This window comes from Streptomyces colonosanans, from assembly GCF_001866645.1.
GTDB lineage: Bacteria > Actinomycetota > Actinomycetes > Streptomycetales > Streptomycetaceae > Streptomyces > Streptomyces colonosanans.
In genome coordinates this window covers 86,850-102,353 of sequence record NZ_MLYP01000017.1, presented here as the reverse complement: position 1 = coordinate 102,353, position 15,504 = coordinate 86,850, and the positions used below count along the sequence as shown (strand labels likewise).

Annotated in this window: 11 protein-coding genes; 4 read left to right on the top strand and 7 right to left on the bottom strand. The window is 71.6% G+C overall.

What is annotated here, in order from left to right; translation table 11 throughout:
• Nucleotides 1-57: 57 nt before the first annotated feature.
• The 7 genes from murD to rsmH form a co-directional block, all read right to left on the bottom strand.
• Nucleotides 58-1,485 (bottom strand): UDP-N-acetylmuramoyl-L-alanine--D-glutamate ligase, encoded by a 1,428-nt coding sequence (gene murD, locus BIV24_RS07495; RefSeq protein WP_071365379.1) that lies wholly within the window; start codon nt 1,483-1,485, stop codon nt 58-60.
• The gene (mraY, locus tag BIV24_RS07490; RefSeq protein WP_071365378.1) at nt 1,467-2,540 is read right to left on the bottom strand and encodes a phospho-N-acetylmuramoyl-pentapeptide-transferase; all 1,074 of its coding nucleotides are present in this window, start codon (nt 2,538-2,540) and stop codon (nt 1,467-1,469) included. The genes murD and mraY overlap by 19 nt, the downstream gene beginning before the upstream one ends.
• Nucleotides 2,537-3,967 carry a UDP-N-acetylmuramoyl-tripeptide--D-alanyl-D-alanine ligase gene (locus BIV24_RS07485; protein ID WP_071365377.1) on the bottom strand — a complete coding sequence of 477 codons (1,431 nt, stop codon included), beginning with the start codon at nt 3,965-3,967 and terminating at the stop codon, nt 2,537-2,539. The genes mraY and BIV24_RS07485 overlap by 4 nt, the downstream gene beginning before the upstream one ends.
• 4 nt (nt 3,968-3,971) lie before the next feature.
• Nucleotides 3,972-5,672: a UDP-N-acetylmuramoyl-L-alanyl-D-glutamate--2,6-diaminopimelate ligase gene (locus BIV24_RS07480; protein WP_079168066.1), complete on the bottom strand. Its 1,701-nt coding sequence runs from the start codon at nt 5,670-5,672 to the stop codon at nt 3,972-3,974.
• 36 nt (nt 5,673-5,708) lie between these two features.
• A complete protein-coding gene (locus tag BIV24_RS07475; protein WP_281247710.1) occupies nt 5,709-7,655 on the bottom strand; it encodes a peptidoglycan D,D-transpeptidase FtsI family protein in 1,947 nt (648 codons plus the stop codon).
• 5 nt (nt 7,656-7,660) lie between these two features.
• On the bottom strand, nt 7,661-8,194 hold the full coding sequence (gene ftsL, locus BIV24_RS07470; RefSeq protein ID WP_071365375.1) for a cell division protein FtsL: 534 nt from the start codon (nt 8,192-8,194) through the stop codon (nt 7,661-7,663).
• A 183-nt stretch (nt 8,195-8,377) separates the two neighbouring features.
• Nucleotides 8,378-9,334, bottom strand: a complete 957-nt coding sequence (gene rsmH / locus BIV24_RS07465) for a 16S rRNA (cytosine(1402)-N(4))-methyltransferase RsmH (protein ID WP_071365374.1) — start codon at nt 9,332-9,334, stop codon at nt 8,378-8,380.
• Nucleotides 9,335-9,753: 419 nt separating this feature from the next.
• On the opposite strand from rsmH, the gene BIV24_RS07460 reads away from it, so the two are divergent.
• From BIV24_RS07460 to BIV24_RS07445, 4 genes are all read left to right on the top strand, one after another.
• Nucleotides 9,754-10,296, top strand: a complete 543-nt coding sequence (locus BIV24_RS07460) for a beta-class carbonic anhydrase (RefSeq protein ID WP_071365373.1) — start codon at nt 9,754-9,756, stop codon at nt 10,294-10,296.
• 273 nt (nt 10,297-10,569) lie between these two features.
• On the top strand, nt 10,570-11,589 hold the full coding sequence (locus tag BIV24_RS07455; protein ID WP_071365372.1) for an AAA family ATPase: 1,020 nt from the start codon (nt 10,570-10,572) through the stop codon (nt 11,587-11,589).
• Nucleotides 11,589-12,947 carry a DUF58 domain-containing protein gene (locus BIV24_RS07450; RefSeq protein ID WP_107459260.1) on the top strand — a complete coding sequence of 453 codons (1,359 nt, stop codon included), beginning with the start codon at nt 11,589-11,591 and terminating at the stop codon, nt 12,945-12,947. The genes BIV24_RS07455 and BIV24_RS07450 overlap by 1 nt, the downstream gene beginning before the upstream one ends.
• Nucleotides 12,944-15,427: a transglutaminase TgpA family protein gene (locus tag BIV24_RS07445; RefSeq protein WP_071365370.1), complete on the top strand. Its 2,484-nt coding sequence runs from the start codon at nt 12,944-12,946 to the stop codon at nt 15,425-15,427. Before BIV24_RS07450 ends, BIV24_RS07445 begins: the two co-directional genes overlap by 4 nt.
• Nucleotides 15,428-15,504: the final 77 nt, after the last annotated feature.

Sequence of the window (15,504 nt, the reverse complement as noted above, 5' to 3'; positions counted from 1 at the left end):
CGAGTCACGCGTCCCTCCCAAACTTGCCCGTCCGCCACCGGGCAGGGCGGGTCCAGGTCAGCCGTCGGCGGAGCCGAGCTCACGAACGGCCTCCGCGAACGCGTCCCCGCGCTTGTTGTAGTTCGCGAACATGTCCATGGACGCACAGGCCGGCGCCAGCAGCACCGTGTCGCCCGGACGAGCGAGCCCCCGCGCCTCCCGTACAGCCACGCGCATCGCCCCAGTGTCGGTCTGCTCGAGGTCGACGACGGGTACTTCTGGCGCGTGTCGCGCGAGGGCTTCACGGATCAGCGCGCGATCCGCACCGATGAGCACCGCGCCCCGAAGCCGCTGTGCCGACTTGGCGACCAGCTCGTCGAAGGTCGCGCCCTTCGCGAGTCCGCCCGCGATCCACACGATCGACTCGTACGCCGCCAACGAGGCTTCCGCGGCATGTGTGTTGGTGGCCTTGGAGTCGTCGATGTACGCGACGCCGTCCAGGTCCGCCACGTGCGCGATGCGGTGGGCGTCCGGGCGGAACGCCCGCAGCCCCTCGCGCACGGCCTTGGCGGGCACCCCGAAGGCGCGCGCGAGGGCCGCCGCGGCAAGGGCGTTGGCGATGTTGTGCGGGGCGGGCGGGTTGACGTCGGTGACCTCCGCGAGCTCCTGCGCGTTCTTCTGCCGGTTCTCGACGAAGGCGCGGTCGACCAGGATGCCGTCCACGACGCCGAGTTGGGAGGGAGCGGGCGAGCCCAGGGTGAAGCCGATCGCCCGGCAGCCCTCCTCGACGTCCGCCTCGCGCACCAGGTCCTCGGTCGCCTTGTCGGCGACGTTGTACACACAGGCGACCCGATTGCCCTCGTAGACACGGCCCTTGTCGGCGGCGTACGCCTCCATGGAGCCGTGCCAGTCGAGGTGGTCGGGCGCCAGGTTGAGCACGACGGCGGAGTGGGCGCGCAGCGACGGCGCCCAGTGGAGCTGGTAGCTCGACAACTCCACCGCCAGGACGTCGTACTGCTCCTCACCGAGGACGACGTCGAGGAGCGAGACCCCGATGTTGCCGACGGCGGCCGTGCGCAGGCCCGCCGCCTTCAGGATGGAGGCGAGCATCTGCACGGTGGTGGTCTTGCCGTTGGTGCCCGTGACCGCGAGCCAGGGGGCCGCGTCCGGGCCGCGCAGCTGCCAGGCCAGCTCGACGTCGCCCCAGACGGGGACGCCCGCCTCGGCCGCGGCGGCGAACAGCGGCTTGTCGGGGCGCCAGCCGGGCGCGGTGACGATCAGCTCGGTGCCTTCGGGCAGGGTGGCTCCGTCGCCGAGGCGGACCGTGACGCCGAGCGCCTCCAGTTCGGCGGCCTGGGTCCGGGCCCGATCGTCGTCGCCGTCGTTGACGACGGTCACGACCGCGCCGAGCCCGTGCAGCACCTTGGCCGCCGGGACACCCGAGACGCCGAGTCCCGCGACGGTGACGTGCTTACCCTGCCAGTCGGTCACTTTTCCGCTGCCCATCCTGCGTAGAAGATGCCCAGTCCGACGACCACGCAAATGCCCTGGATGATCCAGAACCGGACGACGATGAGTACCTCGGACCAGCCCTTGAGTTCGAAGTGGTGCTGGAGCGGTGCCATCCGGAAGACGCGCTTTCCGGTGAGGCGGAACGAGCCGACCTGGATGACGACGGACATGGTGATCAGGACGAACAGTCCGCCCAGCAGCGCGAGCAGCAGCTCGGTGCGGGAGCAGATCGCCAGGCCCGCGAGGGCACCGCCCAGCGCGAGGGATCCGGTGTCACCCATGAAGACCTTGGCGGGCGAGGTGTTCCACCACAGGAAGCCCAGGCAGGCGCCCATCAGCGCCGAGGAGACGATGGCGAGGTCGAGCGGGTCGCGTACCTGGTAACAGGCCGACGGGTTGGTCAGGGTCATCGCGTTGGCGCAGGACTCCTGGAACTGCCAGACGCCGATGAACGTGTAGGCACCGAAGACCAGCACGGAGGCGCCCGTGGCCAGGCCGTCGAGACCGTCGGTGAGGTTCACGCCGTTCGACATCGCGAGGATCATGAACAGCGCCCAGATCACGAAGAGCACCGGGCCGATGGTCCAGCCGAAGTCCTGCACGAAGGAGAGCTTGGTGGAGGCCGGGGTGTTGCCGTGGCTGTCGCCGAACTGCAGCGCCAGGACCGCGAAGGCGATACCGACGATCAGCTGTCCGGCCATCTTCGCCTTGGCCCGCAGGCCCAGCGAGCGACGCTTGACGATCTTGATGTAGTCGTCGAGGAAGCCGACCAGTCCCATGCCCGCCATCAGCGCGAGCACCAGCAACCCGGAGAAGGTCGGGGGGTAGCCGGTGATCACCTTGGACAGGAAGTACGCGGCGATCGTGGCCAGGATGAAGGCGATACCGCCCATGGTCGGCGTACCGCGCTTGCTGTGGTGCTCGCGCGGGCCGTCGTCGCGGATGTACTGACCGTAGCCCTTGCGGGCCAGCAGCTTGATCAGCAGCGGGGTGCCGATCAGGGTCAGGAAGAGGCCAATGACACCCGCGAACAGGATCTGCTTCATCATCGGGCGGAAACCTCACCCTCGGCACCGGTCTCGAGCAGCGCCTGCGCCACGCTCTCCAGACCGACCGACCGGGACGCCTTCACGAGTACGACGTCTCCCGGGCGCAACTGACTGCGCAACAGGTCGACCGCCGCCTGTGCGTCGGACACGTGCACCGACTCCTCACCCCACGAACCCTCGTTATATGCGCCCAGTTGCAGCCAGGACGCTTCCCTGCCCCCGACCGCGACGAGCTTGCTGACGTTGAGCCGGACGGCGAGCCGTCCGACCGCGTCGTGCTCGGCAAGCGCCTCGTCTCCGAGCTCGGCCATCCTGCCGAGCACCGCCCACGTGCGCCCCCCCTGTGCCCGTGAGGCCTCACCCATGGCGGCGAGCGCGCGCAAGGCGGCCCTCATGGACTCGGGGTTCGCGTTGTAGGCGTCGTTGACGACCGTCACGCCGTCCGGGCGCTCGGTGACCTCCATCCGCCAGCGGGAGAGGGAGCCCGCCTCGGAGAGCGCGACGGCGATCTCGTCTGCGGACATGCCCAGCTCATGGGCGACGGCGGCCGCGGCGAGCGCGTTCGACACGTGGTGCTCACCGTACAGGCGCATGGTCACATTGCTTGCACCGGAGGGTGTGTGAAGCCTGAAGGCGGGCTGTCCGCTGTCCGTGAGTCTCACGTTCTCGGCGCGTACGTCCGCTTCGTCGGACTCCCCGAAAAGGATCACCTTCGCCTTCGTACGGGACGCCATGGCCCGTACCAGCGGATCGTCGGCGTTGAGGATCGCGGCGCCGCCGGCGTCCGCGCAGGGCAGGCTCTCGACGAGTTCGCCCTTCGCCTGGGCGATCTGCTCGCGGCCACCGAACTCGCCGATGTGCGCGGTGCCGACGTTGAGCACGACACCGATGCTCGGCGGGGTCAGGTCGGCGAGGTAGCGGATGTGGCCGATGCCGCGGGCGCCCATCTCCAGGACGAGGAACCTCGTCTCCTCGGTGGCGCTGAGGGCGGTGAGCGGCAGCCCGATCTCGTTGTTGAGCGAACCGGGCGTGAACACGGTCGGCGCCTTGCGCTGGAGCACCTGGGCGATGAGGTCCTTGGTGCTGGTCTTGCCCGCGGAGCCGGTGAGGGCGACGAGGGTCGTTCCCAGCCGCCCGACGACGTGGCGCGCCAGGGCGCCGAGGGCGGCCTGGACGTCGTCCACGACGATCGCGGGCAGGCCGACGGGGCGGGACGCCAGAACGGCGACGGCACCCGCCTGAACGACCGCCGGCGCGAAGTCGTGTCCGTCCACGCGCTCGCCGACGAAGGCGACGAAGAGGCTGCCGGGCCCCGCCTCACGGGAGTCCCGGACGACCGGTCCGGTGACCTGGACGGACGGGTCCGGTATGTCGTGCGTCTGCCCGCCGACGACTGCTGCGATCTCGGCGAGAGAGAGGGCGATCACAAGTTCATCCCTGGTTCTTCTGGATAGCTTCGCGAAGCACTTGTCGGTCGTCGAAGGGACGGACCACTCCGGCGATGTCCTGGCCCTGCTCATGGCCCTTGCCCGCGACCAGCACGGTGTCGCCGGGCCGTGCACGGGCGACGGCGGCGGCGATGGCGGCGGCCCGGTCCTCGAAGACCTGCACCTCGCCGCGTTCGTGAACGGGTACGGACGCCGCGCCCTCGAGCATGGTGGCGAGGATCGCGAGGGGGTCCTCGGAGCGGGGGTTGTCGGAGGTCAGTACGGCCGTGTCGGCGAACCGGGCCGCGGCTGCGCCCATCGGCGCGCGTTTGGTCGTGTCCCGGTCGCCGCCGCAGCCGAGCACGACGTGCAGTTTGCCCTCGGTGACCTTGCGCAGGGCACGCAGCACCGATTCGACGGCGGCGGTCTTGTGGGCGTAGTCGACGACCGCGAGGTACGGCTGTCCGGCGTCGATACGCTCCAGTCGGCCCGGAACGCCCGGCACCGCGGCGATGCCGTCGGCGGCGGCCTGCGGGTCGAGACCGGCCTGGGCCAGGGCGACGACGGCGGCGAGGGTGTTCGCCACGTTGAACGGGCCGGGGAGGGGGGACTTCGCAGCGATGCGCAGGCCCTCGGGGCCGACCGCGGTGAACGTGGAGTCCAGCGGGCCGATCCGGACGTCCTCCGCGCGCCAGTCGGCGTCGGGGTGGCCCTCGGCGGAGAAGGTGACGACCGGGACCTCGGCCTCGTCCACGAGCCTGCGGCCCCACTCGTCGTCGAAGTTCACGACGCCGGCCCGGCTGCGCCGCCGCGTGAACAGCTGCGCCTTGGCCCGGTAGTAGTCCTCCATGTCGGAGTGGAACTCCATGTGCTCCGGGCTGAGGTTGGTGAAGACGGCGATGTCGAAGACGCAGCCGTCGACGCGGCCGAGGACCAGCGCGTGGCTGGAGACCTCCATGGCGACCGCCTCGACCCCGCGCTCGCGCATGACCGCGAAGAGGGACTGCAGGTCGGTGGCTTCGGGGGTGGTGCGCTCGGACTTGATGCGCTCGTCACCGATGCGTGTCTCGACCGTGCCGATCAGCCCCACCCGTGGCCCGTTGCCGCCCTCGACGGACTCGCCCCTGCCGTGGGTCGCCCTCAGGCCGCCCTCGACGAGGTAGGCGGTCGTGGTCTTGCCGGAGGTGCCCGTGATGCCGATCTGGAGCAGGTCGTTCCCGGGCCGGCCGTAGATCGTGGCTGCCAGCTCGCCCATCCGGCCGCGCGGGTCGTCGACGACCAGCACCGGCAGCCCGGTCGCGGCGGCACGCTCGGCGCCGGTCGGGTCGGTCAGCACGGCGACGGCTTCGAGGCCGGCGGCCTGGGTGGCGAAGTCGGCCCCGTGGAGCCGGGCGCCGGGCAGGGCGGCGTAGAGGTCGCCGGGGCGGACGGCGCGCGAGTCGTGGGTGATGCCCGTGACCTCGGCTGCGCCGTCCAGGCTCTCCGGCCTCGCGATACCCAGCTGATCGGCGAGCTCCGCGAGGGGGGTGGCGCAGACGTGAGCCGGCCGCGGCGGCCCCGGATATGTCACGGAAGCGCCCTTCTGGGTGGTTTGGGACTGATCAGCGTATGGCACGGCGGTGAGCGTACCGGGCGCACCCCCGCCGGAGCGAAGTGAGGGCGTGGAGGGGGCCTGGTTCCCGGGATCGGGGGTGATCGTTGTCACGAGGTGATTCCTGGTCGGTCGTTCCCGTTGTACTGATCATGGCGTGAACGTGACGGGCAGGTTCGCTGCCCGAGCCCCGGTGGGCGGGACCTGGAGGGACTTCAGGGCGAACTCCATCACCTGCTTGAAGATGGGGCCGCAGATCTGGCCGCCGAAGTAGTTGCCCTTGGTGGCGTTCTGGATCGCGCAGTAGACGGTGACGCGGGGGTTGTCCGCGGGCGCGAAGCCAGCGAAGGAGGAGGTGTAACCGCGGTACTTGCCGATGGCCGGATCCACTCGGTTCGCCGTACCCGTCTTGCCCGCGACCCGGTAGCCGGGGATGCGTGCCTTGACGCCGGTGCCCTGTTCGTCGTCGACCACGGACTCCAGCATCTGGGACAGCGTCCTCGCCGTCTTCTCGCTGACGACCCTGTTCTCCTGGGGCTTCGGGGCCGGTACGAAGCGTCCGTCCGGGCCCTTCGTGCCGCGGACCAGCGTGGGCTCGACGCGGACGCCGCCGTTGGCGATGGTCGAGTAGACGGACGCGGCCTGCACCGCGCTGAGGGACACGCCCTGGCCGAAAGGAATCGTGTACTGCTGCGACGTGGACCATGTGCCGGGCGGCGCGAGGATGCCCTTCGTCTCGCCGGGGAACCCGAGTCCGGTGGGGCTGCCGATGCCGAATTTGCGCAGGTACGAGTAGAGGACCCGGTTGGCCTCCTCCTGTGTCTTGCCGAGCTGGCCGGTCGCCAGGATGGTGCCGATGTTGCTGGACCTGGCGAGGACGCCGTTGAGCGTCAGGTACCAGGTCTTGTGGTCGATGTCGTCCTGGAAGAGCCGGTCGCCGCGGTGCAGCCGGTTGGGCACGGTGACATGGGTCATCGGGGTGGCGACGTTCTCCTGCAGCACAGCGGCCATCGACATGACCTTGGCGGTGGAGCCCGGCTCGTAGGCGTCCTGGAGGGCCGCGTTGCCCAGGGCCGCCGGACTGGCCTTGGAAAGGTCATTGGGGTCGAAGCCGGGCGCGTTCGCCAGGGCGAGGATCTGGCCGGTGCGTGCGTCCTGCACCACCACATACCCGCGGTCCGCCTTGGACTTCTGCACCTGCTCGGCGATGGCGTTCTGGGCGGCCCACTGGATGTCGCGGTCGATGGTCAGCTCGATGTCGGAACCGGCCACGGCGGGCGTCTCGGCGGAGCCCGCGGTCGGCACGAGACGGCCGCCGGACTGGGCGTAGCGGATCTTGCCGTCCTTGCCGGCCAGCTGCTTGTTCAGCTGCTGCTCGATGCCGCCGCCGCCCTGGCCGTCGGCGTTGACCCAGCCCAGCGTCCCGGCGGCGAGGTCGCCGTTCGGGTAGACGCGCTTGCTGGTGGGGACCGCGAGGACGCCGGCGAGGACGCTGAACGTGCCGGGCTCGGCCTTGGCTGCGAGCGTGCTCTTCAGGTCCTTGATCTGGTTCCAGACCTGGGGGGTGCGGCGCTGGGCCAGCAGGACGTAGCGGGTGTGCGGGGTCTTGAGTTTCCGGGTGAGCGCGGCGGCGTCCTGGCCGAGGATCGGTGCGAGAAGCGCGGCGGCCTGCTCCGGGGCGTCGGGCGTCTTGGTGGACTGCGGCGTGAACATCGTGGGGTCGGCCGTGATGTCGTACGCGTCCACGCTGGTCGCCAGTTCGACGCCGCTGCGGTCCGTGATCTTGCCGCGTACGGCGGCCAGGGTGTGGCCGACGTACCGGTTCTGGTCCGCCTTGGCGGCGTACGCGCTCGCGTCCACGGCCTGCACCTGGAGCAGACGTCCGACGAACGTGAGCAGCACCAGGGTCAGGGCGAGGCCGACCAGGCGCAGCCGGGGACGGGCACTACCGAGCCGGATGGTGCGCCGGGCGGCGCCGCGGGCCGGGACCGGGCGGCGCGCGGGGCGGGCGCCGGGGCCCGGACGGCGCCGGGCGTCGGGGCGCACGGGCCGGGCCGGGCCGGGCACGCGGCGGCGCGGCGGTTCCCTGTCGGACACTTCCGTCACCTGCCGGGACTCGGGGTGGGGGATGCGGGCGGAGTGGACGGCGGGGCCGTGGAGCCGGTCGCCGAGGGCGTACCCGGCGTGTGCGTCGGTGACGGTGACGCCGTCGGGCTCGGGTACGGGCTGGGCATCTCGGGCGGACGTAGCGCCGCGGGGCTCGCCGGGGGCTGCGTGGCGGCCCCGGGGACGCCCTTGACGGTGCCGTCGGAGTCGAGGAAGGCCGGGTCACCGCCGGGGACCATGCCCAGTTCGCGGGCGCGGCGCTGGAGGGCGTCCGGGGCCGAGTAGGCGTCGACGTCCCGCTGGAGGGCCTGCTCCTCGTCGGTGAGGCCCTTGGTCCCCTTCTGCAGATCAGCGAGCCTGAACGCCCCTTCACTGAGCGCGGAGTTCAGCATCAGGAGCCCGATGAGGCCGCCACCGAGCAGGAGGACGACCAGCAGGACGAAGGGGGTGCGGGCGGCGCCGCCGCCTCCCGCCGGAATGAGCTGCGCAAGCCGGGCGGCACGCCCCCTGAGTTCGGGTTTCCTACTCACACACCCTCCCCCTCAGGCTGCCTGTTCCGGTAACGGGACACGGAAGCCGGGCCGGCGAGGGCGGACAGCTGCTTCGGGCGGGTCGGGGTGGGTGTCCCGGGCCGGGGCGGACACCCCTCGACGGCCGGTGCGCCCCCGTGCGCCTGCAGTCCGCTGCTCACTCTCCCACCCCTTTCGCCCGGCTCACTCGACGTCCTCGCGGATGCGCTCGGCGCCCCGCAAGCGGGCCGGAGCCGCTCGGCGGTTCTCGGCGACCTCCTCCTCGGTGGGAAGTTCGGCACCGCGGGTGAGGAGCTTGAGCCGGGGCTGGTAGCGCTCGGGTACGACGGGCAGTTCGGGCGGCGCGGTGGAGGCGGCGCCGGCCGCGAACACGTGCTTGACCAGACGATCTTCGAGCGAGTGATAGGACAGGACGGCGATCCGGCCGCCGACCGCGAGCGCCTTCACGGCCGCGGGGATCGCCCTCTCCAGGACGGCGAGTTCGCCGTTGACCTCGATCCGCAGCGCCTGGAACGTACGCTTGGCCGGGTTGCCGCCGGTCCGCTTGGCCGCCTGCGGCAGCGCGTTCCGGATCAGCTCCACGAGCCGCGCACTGTTCGTGAACGGCTCCTTCTCGCGCTCGCGCACGATCGCGGACACGATCCGCTTGGCCTGCTTCTCCTCGCCGTACGCCCGCAGGATCCGCACGAGTTCGCCCGCCGGGTAGGTGTTGAGGACCTCGGCGGCGCTGACGCCGGCCGTCTGGTCCATGCGCATGTCGAGCGGGGCGTCCTGCGCGTAGGCGAAACCACGCCCCGCCTCGTCGAGTTGCATCGAGGAGACACCGAGGTCGAACAGCACACCCTGGACGTGCGGAAGACCCAGCCGGTCGAGCACGTCGGGGAGTTCGTCGTAGACGGCGTGCACCAGAGTGGCACGCTCGCCGAACGGGGCGAGCCGCTCCCCGGACAGGCGCAGCGCCTCCTTGTCGCGGTCGAGCCCCACGAGGCGGACCTCGGGGAACCGCGTCAGCAGGGCCTCGCTGTGGCCGCCGAGCCCCAGGGTGCAGTCGACCACGACAGCCTCCGGCCCGGCGAGGGCCGGGGCCAGCATGTCCAGGCACTGCTGGAGCATGACCGGCACGTGTCGACTCTGACTCAAGGGGGCCTCTCAGATCCTGCGCGACGGCACGCACTGCCGGGTCCCCACCCGCTCGTGAAGGGGAGGCCTGCCGGCGCCGGAAGCGTCAGCCGACCAGGAGCGGGAGGAGGCCGAGCCGTACGTACGCGCCGCGCACGCGGGGAGAAACCGGCACACTGCCGGGATCTTCGGGGTGAACTGTCCGCAGGGAGAGCGTCTCGCCTCCCGCTTCGCGTCACTTTAGTCCACCCTGTCTTCCGGTCAATCAACCGGCCTGCGCGTCGCGCACCCCGCCCGCAGCGGCAGCGTGATCCGGAAGGATTCACCCACCTGGCGGGACTTCACCGTCCGTGTGGGCTACGTCACAACAAGCCGAGGTGGTGTTCTTTGTCCGATGTCACAGCAGGCCCGAATCGCCCGCGACCACTACCGTCATGGGTATGACGACTTCCGCATCCGTCCCCGCCGGCCATGAGGGCGCCATAGTCGGCACCGTCACCGACCGCCTTGTGGAGGCCAACCAGCACTACGCCGCCGCGTTCACCGACCCGGGGATGGACGCCCGCCCCGTCCTCCGCGTCGCCGTCGTGGCCTGTATGGATGCCCGGCTGGACCTGCACGCCGCACTCGGCCTGGAGCTGGGCGACTGCCACACCATCCGCAACGCGGGCGGAGTCGTCACCGACGACGTGATCCGCTCCCTGACCGTCAGCCAGCGGGCGCTCGGCACCCGCAGCGTCGTCCTCATCCATCACACCGGATGCGGCCTGGAGTCCCTGACCGAGGAATTCCGGCACGAACTGGAGATGGAGGTCGGCCAGCGGCCCCCGTGGGCGGTCGAGGCGTTCCGCGACGTGGACCAGGACGTGCGGCAGTCGATGCAGCGCGTACGCACCTCCCCGTTCCTGCTGCACACCGACGACGTACGCGGCTTCGTCTTCGATGTGAAGACGGGCCTGCTGCGGGAGATCGATCCCGCGTAACGACGCGTTCCGGCATCGCACCCCGTCGCCTCGCCCCATCGGACGCCGAACGCTCCTTCGGGCGAACCCCCTGACACCGGCATGCTGAAAAGATCGTAAGGCCGACATATCGCGGCCAGTTGTCCACAGGCGAGTGACACGAACCAGTAACGCAACAAGAATGCGGGTGTAGCGTCACGCGGAACTCTCTCCGCGTGGTGTCCGCGTTTCGGGGTGGGCCGGTCCGCATCGCAGAGCGTCGGCCCGGAGAAAGAACGGGCCGAGGAGGGCCGGGTGACGACCTATGACGATCGTGCGAGCCTTACTGATCTGACCGCCACTGTGGAGCGCGTCCGCAGCTCCGTGGAAGGAGTGATCGAGGGCAAGCCCGAGGTCGTACGGCTTTCGCTGACCGTGCTGCTCGCCGAGGGCCATCTTCTGATCGAGGATGTACCCGGCGTCGGCAAGACCATGCTCGCCAAGGCGCTGGCACGCTCCATCGACTGCTCGGTGCGGCGCATCCAGTTCACGCCCGACCTGCTGCCCTCGGACATCACGGGCGTCTCCATCTGGGACCAGCAGCGCCGGGACTTCGAGTTCAAGCCGGGCGCGATCTTCGCCCAGATCGTGATCGGCGACGAGATCAACCGCGCCTCCCCCAAGACTCAGTCCGCGCTCCTGGAGTCGATGGAGGAGCGGCAGGTGACCATCGACGGCCATGCGTACGAACTGCCCAGCCCCTTCATGGTGGTGGCCACCCAGAATCCCGTGGAGATGGAGGGCACCTACCCGCTGCCCGAGGCTCAGCGCGACCGCTTCATGGCCCGCGTCTCCATCGGCTACCCCAGCCCGGACGCGGAGCTGCAGATGCTCGACGTCCACGGCGGGGTCAATCCCCTGGACGACCTCCAGCCGGTGGCACACGCGCACGAGATCGTGAAGCTGGTCGAGGCCGTTCGGGGCGTCCATGTCGCGGAGACGGTCCGGCGCTACGCGGTGGACCTGGTCGCCGCCACGCGCACGCACCCCGACCTCAGACTCGGCGCCTCGCCGCGCGCCACCCTGCACCTGTTGCGCGCGGCGAAGGCCTCCGCCGCCCTCAGCGGCCGCGAATACGCGCTACCGGACGATGTGCAGGCCCTCGCCGTGGCGGTCCTGGCCCACCGCCTGCTGCCCACCGCGCAGGCCCAGCTCAACCGTCGTACGGCGGAGCAGGTCGTCCAGGAGATCCTCCAGCAGACCCCGGTGCCCCAGCAGCAGGCCGGCCTCACAACGGGCCGGGGCTACGGCCAGCAGCCTCCCCGGAGGCTGTGATGACGCACGGGGGCACGGCCCACACCGGCCGGGAGGACCGGGGCGGTCTGCGGACCACGCTCGCCGGGCTGACCACGCGTGGGCGTTCCTTCCTGGCCGCCGGTATCGCGGCCGCGATCTGCGCCTACGTCCTCGGCCAGGGCGATCTGCTCCGGGTCGGGCTCCTGCTGGCGGCGCTGCCCCTGGTCTGCGCCGCCGTGCTGCACCGCACGCGCTACCGGGTCGCGGGCAGCCGCCGGCTGTCCCCCTCCCGTGTGCCCGCCGGCTCCGAGGCCCGCGTCCATCTGCGGATGGAGAACGTCTCGCGGCTGTCCACCGGGCTGCTGATGCTCCAGGACCGGGTGCCCTACGTCCTCGGGCCGCGCCCCCGGTTCGTCCTGGACCGGGTGGAGGCAGGCGGCCGGCGCGAGGTGTCGTACCGCGTGCGCTCGGACCTGCGCGGCCGCTATCCGCTGGGCCCGCTGCAGCTGCGTCTGACCGACCCCTTCGGGATGTGCGAGCTGACCCGCTCCTTCTCCGCGTACGACACCCTGACGGTCATCCCCCGTGTGGAGCCGCTTCCGCCGGTGCGGCTCACGGGTGAGGCGAAGGGATACGGCGACGGGCGGCAGCGTTCGCTGGCGCTGGCGGGCGAGGACGACGTCATCCCGCGCGGGTACCGCCATGGCGACGACCTGCGCCGGGTGCACTGGCGCTCCACCGCGCGCTATGGCGAGCTGATGGTGCGCCGCGAGGAGCAGCCGCAGCGCGCCCGGTGCACGGTGCTGCTCGACACCCGGGGCATCGCCTTCCAGGGCGCGGGCCCGGACTCCGCCTTCGAGTGGGCGGTGGCGGGCGTGGCATCCACGCTGGTGCACATGCTCGAACGGGGCTTCTCCGTAAGGCTGCTGACCGACACGGGCAGCTCGGTGCCCGGCGAGGGCGCGGAGGGGTTCGCGGGCGCAAGCCAGGAGTCCGCGGACGCAGCCGGGCTGATGATGGACACGCTCGCCGTGATCGACCACTCGGAGGGTATGGGCCTGTCACGGGCGTACGAGGTGCTGCGCGGCGGCAACGAGGGACTGCTGGTGGCCTTCTTCGGCGATCTCGACGAGGAGCAGGCCGCGCTGGCCGCGAAGATGAGCAGACGCAGCGGCGGTGCGCTCGCCTTCCTGCTGGACAGCGACACCTGGGGACGTGAACCTGCTGATGTCCCGGGCTCTCCCGATCAGAGCGAGGAGCGGCTGCGGACGCTGCGCGAGGCGGGCTGGACCGCACTCCTGGTGCCCCGGGGGGTCTCGCTGACGGAGCTGTGGCGCGAGGCGGACCGACAGCGCACGGGTGTGGGCGCCGTGAGCGGTGCGGAGGGACCGTCATGAGCGGGCGGGCCCGGCTGTCGCTGCGTGCCGCGGCGGCGACACTGATGACGTCGTGCGCCCTGCTGCCGCTGGTGTCCCCGGCGACCTGGATCTTCCAGGCGGCCTTCCTGGTGGCGGTGCAGACCGGTGTGGGCGCGCTGACCCGGCGGGTCCCGCTGGCCCGTTCCCTGACGATCGCCTGCCAGGCGGTGGTCAGCCTGCTGCTGCTCACGCTGATCTTCGCCCGTGAGCAGGCATTCGCCGGGTTCATCCCCGGACCCGACGCCGTCAAGCACTTGGGGCTGCTGCTGCAGTCGGGCACGGACGACGTCGGACGGTATGCGACCCCGGCACCGCTGTCCCCGGGGATCCGGCTGATGATGGTCGGCGGGGTCGTGGTGATCGGCCTCGTGGTGGACGCGCTGGCGGTGACGTTCCGCGCGGCGGCCCCGGCCGGACTCCCGCTGCTGGCACTGTACTCGGTGGCCGCGGGCCTCTCCGGCGGCGGCGCCGGCTGGCTGTGGTTCCTCGTCGCCGCGGGTGGCTATCTGCTGCTGCTCCTGGCCGAGGGACGCGATCGGCTCTCCCAATGGGGGCGCGTCTTCAGCGGTGCTCCCCGCGCCCAGAGCGCCGCCTCCGACGGCGCCGTCGCCCCCGTCCGCACCGGTCGGCGCATCAGCGCGGTCGCACTGGGCATCGCCCTGATGGTGCCGCTCGCCCTGCCCTCACTCCAGGGTGGCCTGCTGAAGGGCTCCGGGACCGGCGTCGGCTCGGGCCCGGGCGACGGCGGCACGATCTCCGCGGTCAATCCCCTGGTGTCCCTGCGCGACAGCCTCAATGTGGACGAGGACCGCCAGGTCATGGCCTACCGCACCACCACCGACAACACCCAGGGCATGTACCTGCGGATCGTCGCCCTGGACGACTTCGACGGCATTACCTGGAAGCCTGCCCAGCGGCATATCACCGGCGTGCCGGACACACTCCCCGCCCCCAGCGGCCTCGCGAGCAGCGTACGGCGGACCGAGATCGCGACGAGGATCTCCGCGGCGGACTGGTTTGCGCAGGACTGGCTGCCGATGCCGTACCCCGCGACGCAGGTGAAGGTCGAGGGCCGCTGGCGGTACGAGCCGGTGGGCCGCACGCTGGTGGGTGACCACGGGCAGAACACGCGAGGCGCGCAGTACGAGGTCAAGAGCCTGGTCGTGCAGCCCACCGCGGAGCAGCTGGCCACGGCACCGGAGCCGCCGGCCTCGCTGAAGCGCGAGTTCACGACGGTGCCGGCATCCCTGCCGGCGGTGGTCGCCGAGACGGCCCGCAAGATCACCGCGGGGGCGTCGAACCACTACGAGGCGGCGGTCAAGCTCCAGGACTACTTCGCCATGGACGGCGGGTTCACCTACAGCACCCAGGTGAAGGTCGGCACCGGGCGCAGGGCGATCGCGCAGTTCCTGAAGGACAAGCAGGGATTCTGCGAGCACTTCTCCTTCGCGATGGCCGCGATGGCACGGACGCTGGGGATTCCGGCACGGGTGGCGGTGGGCTTCACCCCGGGTTCTCCACAGGCGGACGGTTCCATGTCGGTGGGGCTGCGAGACGCGCACGCTTGGCCGGAGCTGTACTTCGAGGGCGTGGGCTGGACCCGCTTCGAGCCGACCCCGAACCGGGGCTCGAGGCCGGACTACACGCAGTCGTACACGCCGGGGGGGCGGGAGCCGGACGTGCCGAGGCCGACAGGGTCGTCGTCCGCGGTGCCCTCCGCCGCTCCGTCGGCGAGCGAGAGCTGCTCGGTCCAGATGAAGCGGGAGCAGGCGTGCGGTCCCGCCGTGCCGTCGGCCTCGAACGGCTCGTCCGGCAGCGGTCTGCGCTGGTACGAGGTCCTGGCGTGGACCCTGCTGGGGCTGGTCCTGCTGGCGATGCCGCTGACGCCCATGCTGTGGCGGCTCAGGCGCCGGTCGGTGCGGCTGGCCTCCGCCCGGCACGCACCGTCCGTCCTTCCGCCGGGCCGCGCCCGCCGCGCCGATGGCGCCGTCGGCGGGCCGGACCCGGGTGCCACCGGGACGTCGTCCGCCCAGCTGGGAGAGGCGGCCGTCGGGCACACCCTCGCGGTGTGGCGCGAGCTGACGGACACAGCATGGGATTACGGCATCGTGCCGGACGACGCGCTGACCCCTCGGAAGGCCGCCGAGCGGATCGTGCGGCTCGGACGGCTGGACGCGTCGGCGGCCGAGGCCGTGCACCGGGTGGCCGGCGCCGTCGAGCAGGTGCTCTTCGCCCCGCAGCCGCGCGTCCGGCCCGGACTGGCCGAGGACGTACGCAGGGTGCGGGCCGGGCTGCGGGCCGTGGGTGACCGGCGGACCCGGGTGCGGGCGGTCCTGGCGCCGCGCTCGGCCGTGCGGGCCCTGTGGGCCGTCGCCGACCGCTGGGCGGATCGCAGGGCCCGTTGGGCGGTGCGCTGGGCGGCCCTGGTACGGCGTCCCTCCGGACAGCAGAGCGGCTGAGCACGGCATCGCCCGCCCTGGTCGTCCAGGGCGGGCGGTGCGCTTCCGGCCGACGGGGAGTGCGGCGCCGGCTCGCC